Genomic DNA, 16,317 nt, shown 5'->3' on the forward strand with positions numbered 1-16,317 from the left:
GTCTCCGGACACGCTAGCCTTGTGCGTTATGGAGATGATGGCGCGCGTGAGGGCATGGTGCGCACGGGAGTCGACCCGCACACTGCTATGGGACACGTTGCTCGCCGCGGCGCTGATCGCCGGTTGCGTGCCGTTCAACGCCTCCACCAACCCTGATGCCGGCATATTGTTTCCCGCAACTCAGGCGTCGATGACGCTGTGGTCGCTGCCGGTCTTCGTGCCGCTGATGCTGCGCAGGTATCGCCCGGAGCCGGCGGCCTGGCTGTTCGTGGCGCTGACCATCACGCATCTTGTGTTCGGCCCGGCGATCACGTATTTCGATTTCTACGCCCTGATCATGGTGTATTCGGTGATTCTGTACGGCAATCCCCGACATTCCTGGCGGTTCATCGTCACGGCGTTCGTCATGGGACTGGTCGCGGCGACGGTCTGGTCGGTGTCTTTCAACGTGGGTCCGCTGTTCGCCGGACCTTCCTCCGGTTCGCGCGTCATCCGCGACGGCTGGCTGGCCGATGCCATCACGATGCCCGCATGCCCGGCGGTCACCGGCGTCGTGGGGGCAAACGGCGCCGTCAACTGCGGGGCCAAGATGCTCGCTGACTTCGGCATGGAGGCGGCGTTCATCGAATCGAGCGTGCTGAGCGTCATCATCATGGCCTTGTGGCAGCGAGCGCGCAACGCCACGCTGGCGGCCATGCGCGAGCGCAACGCCTCCATTGTGGCGAAAGAGGCCGAGGAGACGCGCATCGCGGCGTTGGCCGAACGCGCACGCATCGCCCGTGATATGCATGACGTGGTGGCACATACGCTCTCCACGATTATTGTGCAGTCGGATGGCGGCCGGTATGCGGGTGCGCATGATCTGGCCATCGCCAAGCACACGATGGGTACGATTCGGCATGAGGCCGAACGCGCGCAGCATGATATGCAGCGTCTGTTCAATGTGTTCGGTGCGAGTGGCAGTGCCGGATATGCCGACATCGATTCGCTGTTTGATGGTCATCTGGTGGTGTCCCGGCATATGACCGGCAAAGCGCAACCTGACCGGCTGTCCGCCGACGCGGAAACCGCCGTGTTCCGTCTTGTGCAGGAAGCGCTGACCAATACGCGCAAACATGCGGGCGAGGGCGCTAAAGCCACCATCGATGAAATCTGGTCAAACGATGTGCTGTCGATTACCATATCCGATAACGGCCGTGGCGCGGCGTCTGCAGCAGACGGTCATAAGCCCGGATACGGATTGGTTGGTATGCATGAACGCATTGAGTCGTTGGGTGGCAGCGTGCAGGCCGGCCCAGGGCCGAATGGTGGCTTTATTGTGGCGGCTACGATTCCGCTCTCCCCTGCCGCCCCACAGTCTGGCACCGATACGGAGGATCCGGTGCTAACCGTTATCTCGCGTATACGAGGATTGATGGATCGGGCGCGCCCCAAAGTACTCGACCAAGGAGATACGCGTGAGTCGAACTGGGTGGGTCGATTTGCGCAGTGGACCGAGCGGCACTATCTTCTGATGGACGTTATCGCCACTATCGTGCTGATTGCGCTATTTGATTCCGCCACGTATGGCGATTTGCAAATGATCGGCAATGCCCCGTATTCGCCGAACCGCGTGCCGACTATAACGCTGACGATTATTATGCTTTCACCTTTGGCGTTCCGCCGCCGCTTCCCAGAGGGCAGCGCGCTGGCGATGGCGGTGCTGTCTGCTGTGCAACTGTTGTTCTTGCCATCGATCTTGACCATCAATATGTATGCGATGGTATCCGTGTATTCGGCGGTATTGTATGGACGAGAGTCCGCTTGGCGCTGGGTGAGCGTGGCGCTGGCAGCCGATTCGTGGCTTGCGGGCATCAAGGTGATGGCTGGGTGGAATGGATACAGTCAGCTGTTCCATCTGTTTTTGCCCGATGGTAGTTCCATGCTCTCAAAATGGAGGCTGGTTTTGTCCGGCTTGCTGCCGGGCGTGGGAATCATGTTGGTCGGTTTTGCCTGCATTGCGATGGCTCGATGGAGCCGTTCGCGTGGCGCAAACGCTCTGGTGCTGTTGCAACGCGAGGAGGCGCTGCGAGCCGAGCAGGAGCGGCAAAAGGTGCTGGCGGCCAACTTAGAGCGCAACCGTATTAGTGCGGCGATGCAAACCGAAGTACTGACCACGCTGGAATCGGTGATCGCGCAGGCTGATGAGGGACTGGTGATGCTCAACGCCGAACCTGCGCCTGATAGTATGCAGATTGCAGAGGCTTTTGCCGCGATTGGCGCTCGGGGGCGTGCCGCATTGGCTCGTATGCGTCAGCTGTTGAAAGTGTTGCGTGAAACCGGGTTCAGCGACGAGACCCATGAGGGTGTGCAGCCGGATATGCAGTTGCGACCGGCGGCTTCGTTGGATAGTCAGATGCAACACGCGGGAACGTTACCCCGATGAGAGCCTTGCCCAATAAGAACTCAGGGAACAATCAGGGTGTTTATGGAGCGGCGCTCCGATAGGAAACGGATACAGTGGAGAGCATGAACGAGAGCAGAAGCATTCGCGTGATTATTGCGGACGACCAGGAGCTGGTGCGTGCCGGTTTTGCCATGGTCATTGGTTCGCAGCCGGATATGGAGGTGGTCGGGCAGGCGTCCGACGGCGCCCAAGCCGTGGCGTTGGCGGAATCCTTGCATCCCGACGTGGTGCTGATGGATGTGCGCATGCCCGGCATGGACGGCATTGAGGCCACGAGCCGTATTACCTCGCTCTCCGCCGCGCCGGGCGACGCGACCGTCTCGGCCGAATCGGCTGACGACCGGCCGACGCGCGTAATCATTCTGACGACGTTCGATTTGGACGAGTATGTGATGGCGGCCATCAATGCCGGTGCCTCGGGCTTCCTGCTCAAGGACACCGAACCGGAAACGTTGCTCAATTCGATTCGTACTGTATTCCAAGGCAATGCGATTATCGCGCCTTCCGCCACCAAGCGACTCATCGAAAAGATGATGCAGGACGGTTACGCGCAGCATGGTTCGCTGACCGGCGATGTCGCGCGCTCCGGTGCCGTGTACAGTTCCGCCGTCGGCGTCTCTGGCGGTGCGGCCGGCAACGGTGCCGGCTCGATGACCGGCATCCCCTCCCCTGCCGGAGCCGCTTCCGACGGTTCCAATACGTCACGCCCAGCATACACCGATCCCGAACTGGATCTGCTTACCGACCGTGAACGCGAGGTGCTGGTGGAGATCGCCCATGGTCTGAGCAATCAGGAGATCGCGGACAAGCTCTTTATCTCTCTTCCCACCGTCAAAACCCACGTGGCGCATATCCTCGCCAAAATCAACGCCCGTGACCGCGTACAGGCTGTAGTCTTCGCGTACGATAACGGGCTGGTGTAACAAAAAAGCTCCCTCTGATGAGGGAGCTTATTGCTCTACGCTTCGGCCAAGGCTTCAACTGGTGGCGTTTTGACGGCTCGGCGGGCGGGTGCCACGCTGGCGAGGAGAGCGGCGAGCGCGGCGACGCCGAGCACCACACCGTTGGTGGCCCATTCGAACGGGAACACGGTGTCGCCATACAAACTAAACACCATGTAGGATCCGAGCCAGCCGAACAGGGTACCCAATACCACTCCCACCACGCCGGAGACGAGCGAAAGCAGCAACGCTTCCACCGCCAGCGAGCGCCGCAGTTGGCCGCGCGTCATGCCGATGGCACGCAAGGTGGCGGATTCGCGTGTGCGTTCGATCACCGACAGACTCAGCGTGTTCGCTACGCCGACCAAGGCGATGAGCACAGCCACCGCAATCAAACCGACCAACAATGCCATCATGCCGTTGATCATGGTCTCCCATTGCGTACGTTCGGCCACCGGACCGGTCACGGTAACACCAGCACTAGCGGAGAACACATTCTGCACGTTGGTGAATACGTCGTTCAGCGCAACACCCGCGCCTTCGGCGTCAATACGCATAAGCATGATATGCCCGTCGGCCTTGATTCCACCGTTGGTGAAGTGGCTGGCGGCCACGAAGGCGACCGCGGCGTAGTTGGAGGCAATGCGGCGATAGTCCACCTTCCGCGGTTTGAGCGTCAGCGTCTGTGTGCCGCCGGATTGTCCATTGCCGTTTTCGGCGCTGCCGTTCGCATCATTACCGGACGGACCATTGGTGGCATCGGCTTGTGCTTCGGCCGCTCCAGCCGTGAACGTAACGCTCTTGTCCAGCGGAATATCCTTGCCTGTAGCGGCGGAATACTTGGGCATCAGTACGGAATCGCCATCAATGGTCACACCGGACAAATCGGAGCGCACCACCTTGCGCAGCGCGTCGACGCCATCCACGCCCACGACCAGCACACTCAGACTCTTGCCGTCGGCATCCTTCATGGTCATCATGCGGGTCGGCGCGTAGATACTGCTCTGAACGCCCTTGACTTTGGCTGCCTCGCTGGCCTGTTTGCCAGTCATATCGGTGCCAGCGGCAATCATGTCGACGCTGTAGCGCGTGGTCAGCGCCTCGTTCATGGTTTGCTTGGCACTGGCGGCACCGGTGGCGATGGTGGAGACCAGCGTCACGCCGATAAGCAGTGCGGCACCGGTGGCGGCCACGCGGCGCGGGTTCTTCTGAATGTTCGCATGTGCCACTTTGGCGGACGGACCGGCCAGTGCAACCAGCGCGCCCACGCCGCGCATGAGCACCGGCAGCCAGAACGTGGCGGAAAGCACCAGTCCAAGGAAGATCAATGCACATCCGATGATGGCGGCGAGCAGCACCAGCGGATACTGCTTGTCGGCCATTGAATCACGTCCGGCGATTTTCTCGGACATCTGCCATACAGAGAATGCGCACAGTGCCACGCCGGCCGCAATCAGCAGCATGGAAATCACGGCGCGGACCACACCGGCCCGTCGCGTGTCGGTCAGTTCGATGGGTCGCAACGCTTCCAGCGGGGTGACGGCGGTAGCGGAACGCGCGGAGCCTAGCGAGGCAATCACCGTCATAATGATGCCGAATGCCACCGGTACGGTGAACGCCGGGCGGGACAGCACCAGTCGCATGTTCATGTCGGTGGCCTGCATGATGCCGGACCGGCACAGCGCTTCCATAAGGGCGATGCCGAGGCCCACGCCCAGCACGGAGGCGATCAGTCCCAGCACGCCGGCTTCGAACAGCACACCGGCATACAACTGTTTCTTGTTCGCGCCGATGGTACGCAGCAGCGCGAGCGTGCGGCGGCGTTGCGCCACGAGGACGCGGAAGGTGTTGGCGATGACCAGCGAGGCCACCAGCATGGCGAGTATGCCGAAACTCAACAGGAATATGGTGGTGATGCTGGTTTCGCCCGCGCTCATGCTCGCGATGGATCGTTCGGCGTATGAGGCTCGGGACTGGACGCTGAAATGCTTGGGGAGCAGGGCGTTGATCTGTGCGACCGCGGCCGTCGCGGCCGCATCGCCCGCACCATCGATGTCGAGGTAGATCATGCTGGCGGGCAGTTCGTTGAAATCGTCGCCGCCTCCCATCGCGGCGATCACGTTGTCGGAGAGCACGGAGGCGCCGCCGTAGTAGGGGTAGGCACCGTTCGGATCGTCGGTCAGGCCGACCACGCGCACGGTCATGCCGGAGTCGGCGGCCGTGTCGGTGCCGTCGGATGGGGCGGACGCGCCGGACGCGGCATCGGAATCACCGTCGTGCGAGCTCGCGCCATCGGCGTTCTGGGCCGACTCATCACCAGCGTCACCGGTATTACCGGCCGAATCGCCGGTCTTGCCCGCATACTGCGCCGCCTGCGAGTTGACGGTCACACGGTCCCCTACCTTGACGCCGAGCTGGTCGGCCACGGACTTGGTCAGGGCGATCTCGTTGCTGTCCGCCGGCTGGTCTCCTTGCGTGATGGTGACCGGCAGCAGCGTGCGTTTTGTGGCGGTGGTGATGACGTAGCTGTTGGCATGCTTGTTGCCACGGGTTACGGTCACAGGACCCGCGTAGCCGGCACGTGCGTCCTTGACGCCTTTGGTGGCGCGGATGCGGTCAAGCTGGAAGTCGTTAACCGTGCGCGTGTAGATGTAGTCCTGGTCCTTATCGGTCAGGTCCTTGCCGCTATCCGGGCTGATCACGTAGTTCGCGCCGCCGAGCTGGGCGGTGTTCTGGGCGGCAAGCGCATCGTTCATCGCGTTGCCGAATAGGAAGGTAGCGGCGATGAACGCAGCGCCGATCAGGATGGCGATGCCTGCCGGAATTAGCATCCTGGCGCTTTTCTTCATAAGTTTCAGAGTGATGGAAAACATGGGGGTGTCCTGTCTCTCGCTTTCCGGCTCAGCGAGCGTGCTGTACGACGGCGCGGGCATGGCGCATGGTGCCGGTTCTCCCAGCTGGGGGCAATGGAGCGTCGGTGATAGGCAGGTTGGGCACATCCTTTACGCCGGCAAGACGGGCGAGCGTGTCGGCGCGTGTGCTGGTGACGGCAGTGCGCGCGGCACGTTCGCGTTCGGACATAAGCAGCTCGTTCATCGTTTCGGCAGTGGGATTCGCTTCGTCGGCCACGATCTGTCCGTCGGCGAATACGATGGCACGGTCGGCGTAGGAGGCGGCCACCGCATCGTGTGTGACCATGACGATGGTTTGGCCAAGCTCGTTGACCGAACGCTTCAGGAAGCTGAGCACTTCGGCGCTGGAAACGGAGTCGAGGTTGCCGGTCGGCTCGTCAGCGAACACCAGCTTCGGCTTGGTAATCAGCGCGCGGGCGATGGCCACGCGCTGCTGCTGGCCACCGGACAGTTCATTCGGTCGGTGGTTCAGGCGCTGCTTCAGTCCCAGGGTATCGACGAGCAGGTCGAACCAGGCGTGGTCGGGCTTGTCTCCGGCGAGAGTCAGTGGCATGAGGATGTTCTGTTCGGCGGTGAACATGGGCAACAGGTTGAAGCTTTGGAAGATGAAGCCGATCTTGTGGCGACGTAGCAAGGTGAGCTGCTTGTCGTCCATGCGGGTCAGGTCTGCCCCGCCGAAAAGAATATGCCCGGATGTGGCGGAGTCGAGGCCGGCGAGCGTGTGCATAAGCGTGGATTTGCCGGAGCCGGAAGGGCCCATGATGGCGGTGAATTTGCCGCGTTCGAAACTCACGTTCACGCCGCGCAGGGCATGGACCATATTGCTGCCGGTGCCGTAGTTCTTGACCAAGTCGACGGCCTGAATAGCGATGCCGCGCGATGCGGCCGGGTTCTGCACGTTCATAATGTCTCTCCATATTTGGCCGGGCCTTATGCCCGGATGACGATTCCAACTTATGAAGAAATAACGGCGCGCCCCATCGTGCGCCAGACTGAATTGGGCGGTCGGCCACGCGCCGGCCCTCATCCTTGAGGATTATGTCGTCTCAGGTCTCACACTATTCATGCCTCTGCGCAAACAGTGTGAGGCCAACCGAATATAAAACGAACAACGACATCCGACAATCGGCGAAATATCGCGGATTGTCAACATGTGTGATTGGGTGATGATGTGCGTTTGCCTCACACATTTTTTTGGCGACGGTCATTTTTGTGTGAGGCATACAGACGCAAGAAAGCCCGCACTGCATGACGTCAGTGCGAGCTTCCTACTCCTTGGGTCAAGCGATCAGGCGGAAGGCACCCCATGCGGCTCGATGATTCGCGATGCACCCCATTAGCATCGCGCCCCTTCTCATCGGGCTGTCAACCTTTCTGTCGACCTCACTTGGCCAAGCCGGAAGCGCGAAGGGCTTCGAAGCCGCCCTTCAGGTCATCGAGGATGTCCTCGATGTTCTCGGTGCCGATGGACAGGCGGATGGTGCCCTGGTGAATGCCCTGGTCCTCGAGCTCTTCCAAGGTCTCCTGGGAGTGCGTGGTGGAAGCCGGGTGGATGACGAGGGACTTTGCGTCGGCCACATTGGCAAGCAGAGAGAACAGGTGCAGATTGTCGATGAAGACGCGAGCCGCATCCTTTCCGCCCTTGATATCGAAGGTGAAGATGGAGCCTGCTCCGTTCGGGAAGTACTTCTCGTACAGGTCGTGATCCGGACGGCCCGGGATGGACGGGTGGGAAACGGACTCGACTTCCGGCACGGTCTGCAGGTACTCGACGACCTTCAGCGCGTTCTGGACGTGGCGCTCAACACGCAGGGACAGGGTTTCGGTGCCCTGCAGCAGCAGGAAGGCGGCGAACGGGGACAGGGTGGCACCGGTATCGCGCAGCAGGATGGCGCGGATACGGGTCACGAAGGCGGTGCCGCCGAGAGCCTCGTAGAAGTTCAGGCCATGGTAGGAGGGGTCCGGCTCGGTCAGGGTCGGGAACTTGCCCGGAACCGCATTCCAGTCGAAGTTGCCGCCTTCAACAATCACACCACCCAAAGTGGTGCCGTGGCCGCCGATGAACTTGGTGGCGGATTCAACCACCACGTCGGCGCCGTGCTCCAGCGGGCGGAACAGGTACGGGGTGGCGAAGGTGTTGTCCACGATCACCGGCAGGTTGTGCTTGTGGGCGATTTCGGAGATTGCCTCGAAATCCGGCAGATCAGCGTTCGGGTTGCCGAAGGTCTCGAAGTAGACGAGCTTGGTGTTCTCCTGAATGGCATCCTCGAACTCCTGCGGGTTCTCGGCGGAGACGAAGGTGGTGGTGATGCCGTCGCGCGGCAGGGTGTGGCGCAGCAGGTTGAAGGTGCCGCCGTAGATGTTCTTGGCGGCGACGATGTGATCACCGGACTGGGTGATGTTGCGCACCGCGTATTCCACGGCGGCTGCACCGGAGGCGACGGCAAGGCCTGCGGTACCACCTTCAAGGGCGGCGATGCGGTCCTCAAAGACACCCTGGGTGGTGTTGGTCAGACGGCCGTAGATGTTGCCCGGGTCGGCAAGGCCGAATCGGGCCTCGGCATGATCGAAGTTGTGGAAGACGTAGGAGGTGGTGGCGTAGATCGGCACTGCGCGGGAATCGGTGGCCGGGTCGGCCTGCTCCTGGCCCACATGCAGCTGCAGGGTTTCAAAACGGTACTTCTTGTTGTTCTCGACCATGGGTATTTCTCCTTGGTTATGCTAGGTCGCGAGGATTTTTCCTTGCCGCCCGCCTGCCGTGTTCGGGTGGTTGGCGAGGTGTTGGTTATGAAGTTACGACGCTTGGGCCGCGCGACGCAAGCCGAACGTTATCGGGCTTGCCTATAGGGGCTTATAAAGCCTTGGAATCATTGACGTGAGAAACTGTCAAGAGTCACGGAAAAGTCGTTGAAATTATCGCGACACGCCGGGCCGCGCGCATGCGCTTTCACGTTCGACTGCGGTCACGGTGATATCGCTACCATGCCTTTCGCGCATGGCTCAAGTGTCCGTGATGATTGCTTGTTCCACCCGTCACCAAGACGGTTTGCCCGCTCGGCGATGACGTCTGTTTCATTTTTCCGCCGCCCGGTTACATGGTTTACATGACGAACGACTACAGTCAAACATCGCCAATGAATTATTCCGCCAACATGGTGAAGGGGTTCGAACAGACATGACCGATGTAACACTGTATGACCGTGATCCGAGCTATATTCCGCGCGTGGCCGCCGTGCACGACATGTGCGGCTACGGCAAGTGCTCACTGACCGCCGCGATTCCGATTCTCTCGGCCGCAGGCTGCGATGTGTGCCCGGTGCCGACCGCCCTGTTCTCGGCGCACACGCGCTATGCAGTGTTCACGTTCCACGACACCACGGATATTCTCTCCGGTTACTTGGATGCCTGGCAGAAGGAAGACGTGGAACTGGATGGCGTGTATTCAGGCTTCCTCGGCTCCCCCGATCAGGTGGCGATCATTCAGCGTCTCTACCGTGAATATCCGAACGCGCTGCGTCTGGTTGACCCGGTGATGGGAGACGCCGGCGAAATGTACCCCACGTATACACCGGAGCTGTGCGAGGCAATGGGCGCTCTGGCCGATGGTGCCGACGTGTTGATGCCGAACCTCACCGAAGCGAGTATTCTCACCAAGCGTGACTATCCTGGCCAGAATATTGATGAGGCCACGGTTAACGAGCTGCTTGGTGCTCTGCTGAAGTTGGGTGCCAAGAACGTGGTGTTGAAGGGCATCGACCATGGCGATGGCAAAATCGTCAACTATGTGGCCAGCGCTTCCACCGGTGTTGCCGGCAAGATCGAGCTGGCTCATGAAAAGCTGCCATACATGATTCATGGCACGGGTGACGCCTTCGCATCTGCCCTGTGCGGCGCGGTGATGGCCGGCCGCGGCTTGGCCAAGTCGGCCGAAATCGCCGGCGAGTTCGTGCGACACGCCATGGTCAGCACCCGTGACCAGCCGCATTTCGAGGATCGTGGCGTCAGCTTCGAACTGAACCTTGGCGAACTCACCGATTTGGTGAAGTGACCGCACCTTGGCTCCCCTCTCCGCTCACTGGGTCTGACGTATTCAGCGAACAACTCGGCGGGTTGTTTGTCATCACAGGTAAGTCGGCTGGGGAGCCTTGGTAAACCTTCTGAACTAATGGTGGATAACCGGGTTTTCATCCACACGTTATCCACAACACGCCAAACCGCGTCATAGTATCCACATTTGCCGGTTGCGCTTGTGCTCTTACATAAGTAACCCGCACAGTGGAATCATGAACGCTCTACCACCTACCCAGCCGACGACGAAGTCCGGCATCGACGCCGGTCTTGCCTTTCACCAGCCCATGCTGGCTTCACCTGATCCGCAGGCAACGCTGCCTTCGGAACGGATTGCGGCCACGATGGGCGACCGCAATCTGACGCCCAAACAGTTCGGGGCGCTCGGCGAGCAGTATGCCGCCGCGTGGCTGGAGGAACACGGTTGGACGACCTTGAGCCGCAATTGGCATACCCGTTACGGCGAATTGGACATCGTGATGCTCAATCCCGAGTACACGGTGGTGTTCGTCGAAGTGAAATCACGCCGGTCCATGCATTACGGATATCCGCAAGAGGCCATCACGCCGGCGAAACAGCACAATCTCAGGAAAGCCGCCTGCGATTGGCTGCTTGACCGGCGTAATCGTGTGCCGCATACGGCAGTCCGTTTCGATGTCGTCACCATCGTGCTTCGGGTGGGCAGACCGCTCGTGCATCACATCGAAAACGCCTTCTGAATTCGTCCCCAAAAAAACAGCCACGTTGCGAAACACATTGCGAAAGGAGTAGACATGGCTATCGGCAGCACTCTCTCAGTCGGACTGATCGGCCTTAAGGCCTTCATCGTCCAAGTGCAGGCTTTCATCAGCCCTGGCTTGCCATACTTCAGCATCATCGGATTGCCGGATGCATCGTTGTCCGAAGCCCGCGAGCGCGTGAAATCGGCGTGTCAAGCCACTGGATTCGGTTGGCCGCAAACCCGCGTGACCGTGAACATGAGCCCTGCGGCCATGCCCAAACGTGGTTCGTCGCATGATCTGGCCATCGCGGCCAGCGTCCTATGCGCGGCGGGTTCCATAGGGCATGATTGCTTGGAAGATACCATTGTGCTCGGCGAAGTGAATCTTGACGGCTCGGTGCTGCCGATTCATGGGCTGCTCCCGATCATGCTGCATGCCGAGGAACGTGGCGTGCGCAAAATGATTGTTCCCCATCGCAATCTTGACGAGGCTTCGATGGTGGATGGACTGGATGTAGTGGGCGTGAGGCATGTGGGTGAGCTCATCGAACTGATGGGCGGCGATGCCACCTATACGATTACTGATACACCGGTTGCCGACGAGACCACCATGGATCAATCGCCCACAAGCCATCCCAACGATTGTGGCGATATGAACGAGGTTCTGGGGCAGGAACATGCCAAATGGGCGCTGCAAGTGGCGGCGGCAGGCGGACATAATCTCATCATGACCGGCCCGCCAGGCAGCGGCAAAACCATGCTGGCCTCACGTATGCCCGGCATCATGTGCCCGTTGAACGAGGCGGAACAACTGGAGGTGGCATCGATTCGGTCGCTGTGCGGCATACTGCCTCAGTACGGCATCACCGACATGCCGCCGTTCGAGGCACCGCACCACACCGCCAGCACGGCGGCCTTGGTGGGTGGTGGCAGCGGCATCGCCGTTCCCGGCGCGATCACGCGCGCGCATCGAGGCATTCTGTTCCTGGACGAGGCACCGGAATTCAGCGCACGCGCCCTGCAGACGTTGCGCGAACCATTGGAATCCGGGTATGTGGCGCTTTCCCGTTCAAAAGGCAGCACCTATTACCCGGCCTCATTCCAACTCATCATGGCGGCCAACCCCTGCCCGTGCGGATACTATTACGGCACCGGCGAACGTTGCGCTTGCCGGGAAAAAGACCGTATACGTTATTTCTCGCGATTGTCCGGACCGATATTGGATCGTGTGGATATTCAGATGGCGGTGCCACCGGTCTCGCGCATTGCCGTGCAAAGCGAGCCAATCGGCGAGTCCAGTGCCGGAATACAAGCTCGTGTGATTCGCGCCCGTCAAGTGGCCAAAGACCGGTTCAGACAGTATGGATGGGTGTGCAACGCGCAAGCTTCGGGCAAATGGCTGCACGCCAATACGTCGCTGAAAGCGATGGAATTGGTCAATCGGGCCCTGTCCAATCATCAACTCACATTGCGCGGGGCCGATCGCGCCATGCGTCTGTCTTGGACGCTCGCCGATCTGGCCGGCCGCGTATCCCCCACCGAGCAGGACGTCCATCAGGGCATCGAAATGAGAACGAGGATGACATGAGTAACGCTACTGATATCCGACAATCTGGCGGCACCGCAGGCAGTGTGGATCACACCGATACGGGCCTCGCTGTTTCGCGCACCATTCCCATGCCTCCCACGGATACGTTATACCGCGCCGCGCTCACGTTCTGTCTTGATGGGGCGGATGTGATGATGTACGCCACGCTCAAAGGCGCGGAAAGCGCCGAATCCCTCTGGCACGCGTTGGCGCAATCCCATCCAAGCCAGCCATCTGAAATCTGCGGCCCGGCGCTGTCACGTATTGACCGCATGTTCGTGGACGGCCTCACTCGATGGGGCCGCAAGGCGTCGGCGAACGCGATGCGCTCCTTCCGCAATGCACTGGCCGGCTGGCATAACCGCATGATGGACCTGCCCTCGCAAGACATCATCCAACTGGCTGACTGGTTCACTATGGATGGCACGCAATGGATTATCGGCCCTGGCCATCCATGTTGGCCCTCGCAGTTGGCCGACCTGTCCATTCGCTCCGATTGGGCGCCACCGCTGTGTTTGTGGATCAAAGGCGATCCACGCGCATTGACCAGTTGCGCCAAACCGGTCGGCATCGTCGGTTCACGGGACGTGACCGAATATGGCCGGTATGTGGCGCACACCGTAGCCGAACAGGCAGCCGTTGCCGGGCATCTGGTCGTGTCCGGAGGCGCGATGGGAACGGATGCGGCGGCACATTGGGGAGCGTTGAATGCGCTGCACGGCAGAATGCCCGCCAATGTGGGCAGAACCGTTGCCGTATTCGCCGGCGGGCTCAACCATATCGGACCGATGCGTAACCGCACGCTGTTCGAACGTATCGAGGCACAGGGTGGTGCACTGATCAGTGAACTGTGTCCAGGGACGATTCCCGAAGCCCGTCGTTTTCTACTCCGCAACCGCATTATCGCGGCCATGTCTTCCACATTGATTGTGACGCAAGCCCGGTTGCGTTCCGGAGCGCTCAACACCGCGGGATGGGCATGTGAATTGCTGCGCGAAGTGTATGCGGTTCCCGGTGACATCAATCAGCCTTGCAACGCCGGGTGCAATAAGATGATCGGCGACCACCGAGCGATGATTCTGTGTGCCGCCACATCCACCGAGGATATATGCCATGAACGGCACAAACCCGTTATGGGAGCATGCCCAGGCATATCGAAATCCACAGGTCAGGACTCGTCCGAAAACGAGGAGGCCATGGAAGTGCCGGCAACGACTCCGTTATCGCCAGCATCCTCGGAATCATCGGCGTCACAGGAGTCGTCACAAGATCCAGGCCATTCGAAACGTCTTAAGACCAAGCATACTCAGCCTACACTCGTTCAATCCAAGGATGGGCCGGCGAGCGCAACCGCCGGGACCGGTGCCAACAAGAGCAAGGGTGAAGAGCTGCCCTCGTCGCATCAGATGCCGGATCTTCGTGTCAAGCCGAAGCCCGATCCCGAGAAGGAAGCCCAACAACGTATCATTATCGCCAAGCTGCCGGAAATGGAGCGCACATTAGTGGCATTGATTCGTGAATGCCGTAAACGACATCTCATCGTCACTCCGGACGCACTATTGCGTGTGGCGCGAGAGACGGTACCCGACGAGATTCCCAATATCGGCACCATACTTGAGCTACTCGGCGCATTGGAGCTGAAGGGAGTGATCGAGCGGGATGCCGGCATACTCAAGCTGAGCAGCCGTGTCGGCTAATCGGCTTCCATGACACGGCTCGAAGACTGTTCGGCGGGTGTGCGAGAATCGAACCCATGAGTCCGAAACGTTTGGAAGATATGTATGATGCGGTGATCGTCGGCGCCGGAGCGGCCGGCCTGTCGGCGGCGTTGGGACTGCTGCGCTCCCCCAAAATCACCGAGCTCAAGGAACAAGGCGTGGACCCGAAGATCCTCGTGGTCTCCAAACTGCAGCCGCTGCGTTCGCACACCGGTTCGGCCGAGGGCGGCATCGCCGCGAGCCTGGGCAATGTGGAGTCCGATGACTGGCACTGGCATTACTACGACACCATCAAGGGCGGCGACTGGCTCGTCGACCAGGACGCGGCCAAACTGCTCGCCGAATACGCGCCGCAGACCGTGATCAACCTGGAGCGTCAGGGCGTGGCCTTCTCCCGTACCGATGACGGGCATATCGCCCAGCGCCGGTTCGGCGGCCACACGCGCGAGTTCGGCGGTGCCCCGGTCAAGCGCGCCGCCTATGCGGCCGACCGCATCGGCCACCAGATTCTGCACGCCTTGTGGCAGCAGTGCGTGGCGGCAGGCGTCGAGTTCGCCGAGGAATGGTATGTGACCGATCTGGTGCTCGCCGACGACGGCAAGCAGGCGGCCGGCATCGTGGCATTTGACACGCATTCGGGCAAGATTCAGGCCATCCACGCGCGCAACGTGCTGCTTGCCACCGGTGGCGCGGGCCGACTGTTCCATACCACATCGAATTCCTGGGACCTGACCGGCGACGGCATGGCATTGGCCTTGGCCGCCGGCCTGCAGCTGGAGGACATCGAATTTGTGCAATTCCACCCCACCGGACTCGCGCACACCGGCATCCTGCTGTCCGAGGCGGCCCGCGCCGAAGGCGGCATCCTGAGGAACGCCGACGGTGAGCCGTTTATGGAACGCTACGCCCCAGAGCATAGGGATCTGGCCGCGCGAGACGTGGTCTCCCGCTCCATCATGGCGGAGATCGACGCCGGCCGCGGCGTCGCCGACCCGAAGGACCCGGATGGTCCGAAGGACTGCGTCTGGCTGGACATGACCGGCATCGACCCCGAACGTATGAAGGAAGTGCTACCGCAGGTGGTCGAAACCATCGAGCAGTACGCGAACCTCGATCCGGCCAAGGACCTGGTGCCTATCAAGCCCACTGCGCATTACACGATGGGCGGCATCCCCATCACCACCAATGGCGAGGTGTACCGTTGGGCCGACGGTGCCGTGCAGGTAGTCGATGGACTGTTCTCCGCTGGCGAATGCTCTTGTGTCTCCGTACATGGTGCGAATCGTCTGGGCGGCAATTCTCTGCTCGACGCCTGCCTGTTCGGTACACGTGCTGGTCAGACGATGGCCGCACGCATCGTCGAGAACCCGGTTGACTCCCCTATGGCCGAAGATTCGGCCGATGACATGCTGACCGATGCCGCCGATCAGGCTGCCGATTCCCGCAAGGCAGAGCTTGACGAACTGCTCGCCGGACCGATGGACGATTCAGACGATGGCGGGCCCACCGCCAATCCTTATCAGCTCATAGCCCAACTCGGATCAGTGATGGAGCAGGCTCTGGCCGTACGTTGCACCGCTCAGACCATCGATACGGCGTTGACTCAGATCAACAACGACATCACACCGGTTGCCGATACCTTGCGGGCCCATGACAAGACCGCCGCTTTCAATCAGGAGGTCACCGCCATCTGGGAAGTCCGTCATCTAATCGAACTGGCCGAGGCCATGCTGCACGCTTCCGAATCCCGTCAGGAATCCCGCGGATCCATGCAACGCCTTGATTTCCCCGAACGCGACGATGAGCATTTCCTTGCTCACTCGATGGTCGCCGATGATGGTCCGGCAAGTTTCAAGCCGGTGCACATCACCGACTATCCACCCAAGAAGCGCGAGTACTGATCCGCTGGTGGTAATACCAAGC

General features: G+C 60.7%; 10 protein-coding genes. 7 read left to right on the plus strand and 3 right to left on the minus strand.

The genetic code is table 11. From position 1 onward, the window contains the following. The first annotated feature begins 37 nt into the window (after positions 1–37). On the plus strand, positions 38–2,425 hold the full coding sequence (locus tag BLIJ_RS08775) for a sensor histidine kinase (protein ID WP_014485007.1): 2,388 nt from the start codon (positions 38–40) through the stop codon (positions 2,423–2,425). A gap of 83 nt (positions 2,426–2,508) precedes the next feature. Then, a complete protein-coding gene (locus tag BLIJ_RS08780; RefSeq protein ID WP_041982012.1) occupies positions 2,509–3,369 on the plus strand; it encodes a response regulator transcription factor in 861 nt (286 codons plus the stop codon). Between the two features lie 35 nt (positions 3,370–3,404). Here the strand turns inward: BLIJ_RS08780 and BLIJ_RS08785 are convergent, their stop codons facing one another. The 3 genes from BLIJ_RS08785 to BLIJ_RS08795 all read right to left on the minus strand — a co-directional run bounded on the left by BLIJ_RS08785 (position 3,405) and on the right by BLIJ_RS08795 (position 8,999). After that, entirely contained in the window at positions 3,405–6,260 is a 2,856-nt protein-coding gene (locus tag BLIJ_RS08785; protein WP_012577995.1) for an ABC transporter permease, read from the minus strand. Between the two features lie 28 nt (positions 6,261–6,288). Further along, on the minus strand, positions 6,289–7,203 hold the full coding sequence (locus BLIJ_RS08790; protein ID WP_012577996.1) for an ABC transporter ATP-binding protein: 915 nt from the start codon (positions 7,201–7,203) through the stop codon (positions 6,289–6,291). Positions 7,204–7,682: 479 nt separating this feature from the next. Continuing rightward, on the minus strand, positions 7,683–8,999 hold the full coding sequence (locus BLIJ_RS08795) for an O-acetylhomoserine aminocarboxypropyltransferase/cysteine synthase family protein (protein ID WP_012577997.1): 1,317 nt from the start codon (positions 8,997–8,999) through the stop codon (positions 7,683–7,685). A gap of 475 nt (positions 9,000–9,474) precedes the next feature. Here BLIJ_RS08795 and BLIJ_RS08800 point away from each other — a divergent pair, with 475 nt between their 5' ends. The 5 genes from BLIJ_RS08800 (at position 9,475) to BLIJ_RS08820 (ending at position 16,295) form a co-directional block, all read left to right on the plus strand. After that, positions 9,475–10,347, plus strand: a complete 873-nt coding sequence (locus BLIJ_RS08800) for a pyridoxamine kinase (RefSeq protein WP_012577998.1) — start codon at positions 9,475–9,477, stop codon at positions 10,345–10,347. Between the two features lie 235 nt (positions 10,348–10,582). After that, positions 10,583–11,086 (plus strand): YraN family protein, encoded by a 504-nt coding sequence (locus BLIJ_RS08805; protein WP_012471916.1) that lies wholly within the window; start codon positions 10,583–10,585, stop codon positions 11,084–11,086. A 54-nt stretch (positions 11,087–11,140) separates the two neighbouring features. After that, complete coding sequence (locus BLIJ_RS08810) at positions 11,141–12,676, plus strand: YifB family Mg chelatase-like AAA ATPase (protein ID WP_012577999.1); 1,536 nt, start codon at positions 11,141–11,143, stop codon at positions 12,674–12,676. Beyond that, on the plus strand, positions 12,673–14,373 hold the full coding sequence (locus tag BLIJ_RS08815) for a DNA-processing protein DprA (protein ID WP_012578000.1): 1,701 nt from the start codon (positions 12,673–12,675) through the stop codon (positions 14,371–14,373). The genes BLIJ_RS08810 and BLIJ_RS08815 overlap by 4 nt, the downstream gene beginning before the upstream one ends. A gap of 56 nt (positions 14,374–14,429) precedes the next feature. After that, entirely contained in the window at positions 14,430–16,295 is a 1,866-nt protein-coding gene (locus tag BLIJ_RS08820) for an FAD-dependent oxidoreductase (RefSeq protein WP_014485009.1), read from the plus strand. Positions 16,296–16,317: the final 22 nt, after the last annotated feature.

The sequence above is a fragment of the Bifidobacterium longum subsp. infantis ATCC 15697 = JCM 1222 = DSM 20088 genome (genome assembly GCF_000269965.1).
GTDB classification, from domain to species: Bacteria; Actinomycetota; Actinomycetes; order Actinomycetales; family Bifidobacteriaceae; genus Bifidobacterium; species Bifidobacterium infantis.

Coding starts and splice junctions, on each gene's coding strand:
- BLIJ_RS08775 (WP_014485007.1), top strand. CDS start 38: ATGGCGCGCGTGAGGGCATGGTGCGCACGGGAGTCGACCCGCACACTG.
- BLIJ_RS08780 (WP_041982012.1), top strand. CDS start 2,509: ATGAACGAGAGCAGAAGCATTCGCGTGATTATTGCGGACGACCAGGAG.
- BLIJ_RS08785 (WP_012577995.1), bottom strand. CDS start 6,260: ATGTTTTCCATCACTCTGAAACTTATGAAGAAAAGCGCCAGGATGCTA.
- BLIJ_RS08790 (WP_012577996.1), bottom strand. CDS start 7,203: ATGAACGTGCAGAACCCGGCCGCATCGCGCGGCATCGCTATTCAGGCC.
- BLIJ_RS08795 (WP_012577997.1), bottom strand. CDS start 8,999: ATGGTCGAGAACAACAAGAAGTACCGTTTTGAAACCCTGCAGCTGCAT.
- BLIJ_RS08800 (WP_012577998.1), top strand. CDS start 9,475: ATGACCGATGTAACACTGTATGACCGTGATCCGAGCTATATTCCGCGC.
- BLIJ_RS08805 (WP_012471916.1), top strand. CDS start 10,583: ATGAACGCTCTACCACCTACCCAGCCGACGACGAAGTCCGGCATCGAC.
- BLIJ_RS08810 (WP_012577999.1), top strand. CDS start 11,141: ATGGCTATCGGCAGCACTCTCTCAGTCGGACTGATCGGCCTTAAGGCC.
- BLIJ_RS08815 (WP_012578000.1), top strand. CDS start 12,673: ATGAGTAACGCTACTGATATCCGACAATCTGGCGGCACCGCAGGCAGT.
- BLIJ_RS08820 (WP_014485009.1), top strand. CDS start 14,430: ATGAGTCCGAAACGTTTGGAAGATATGTATGATGCGGTGATCGTCGGC.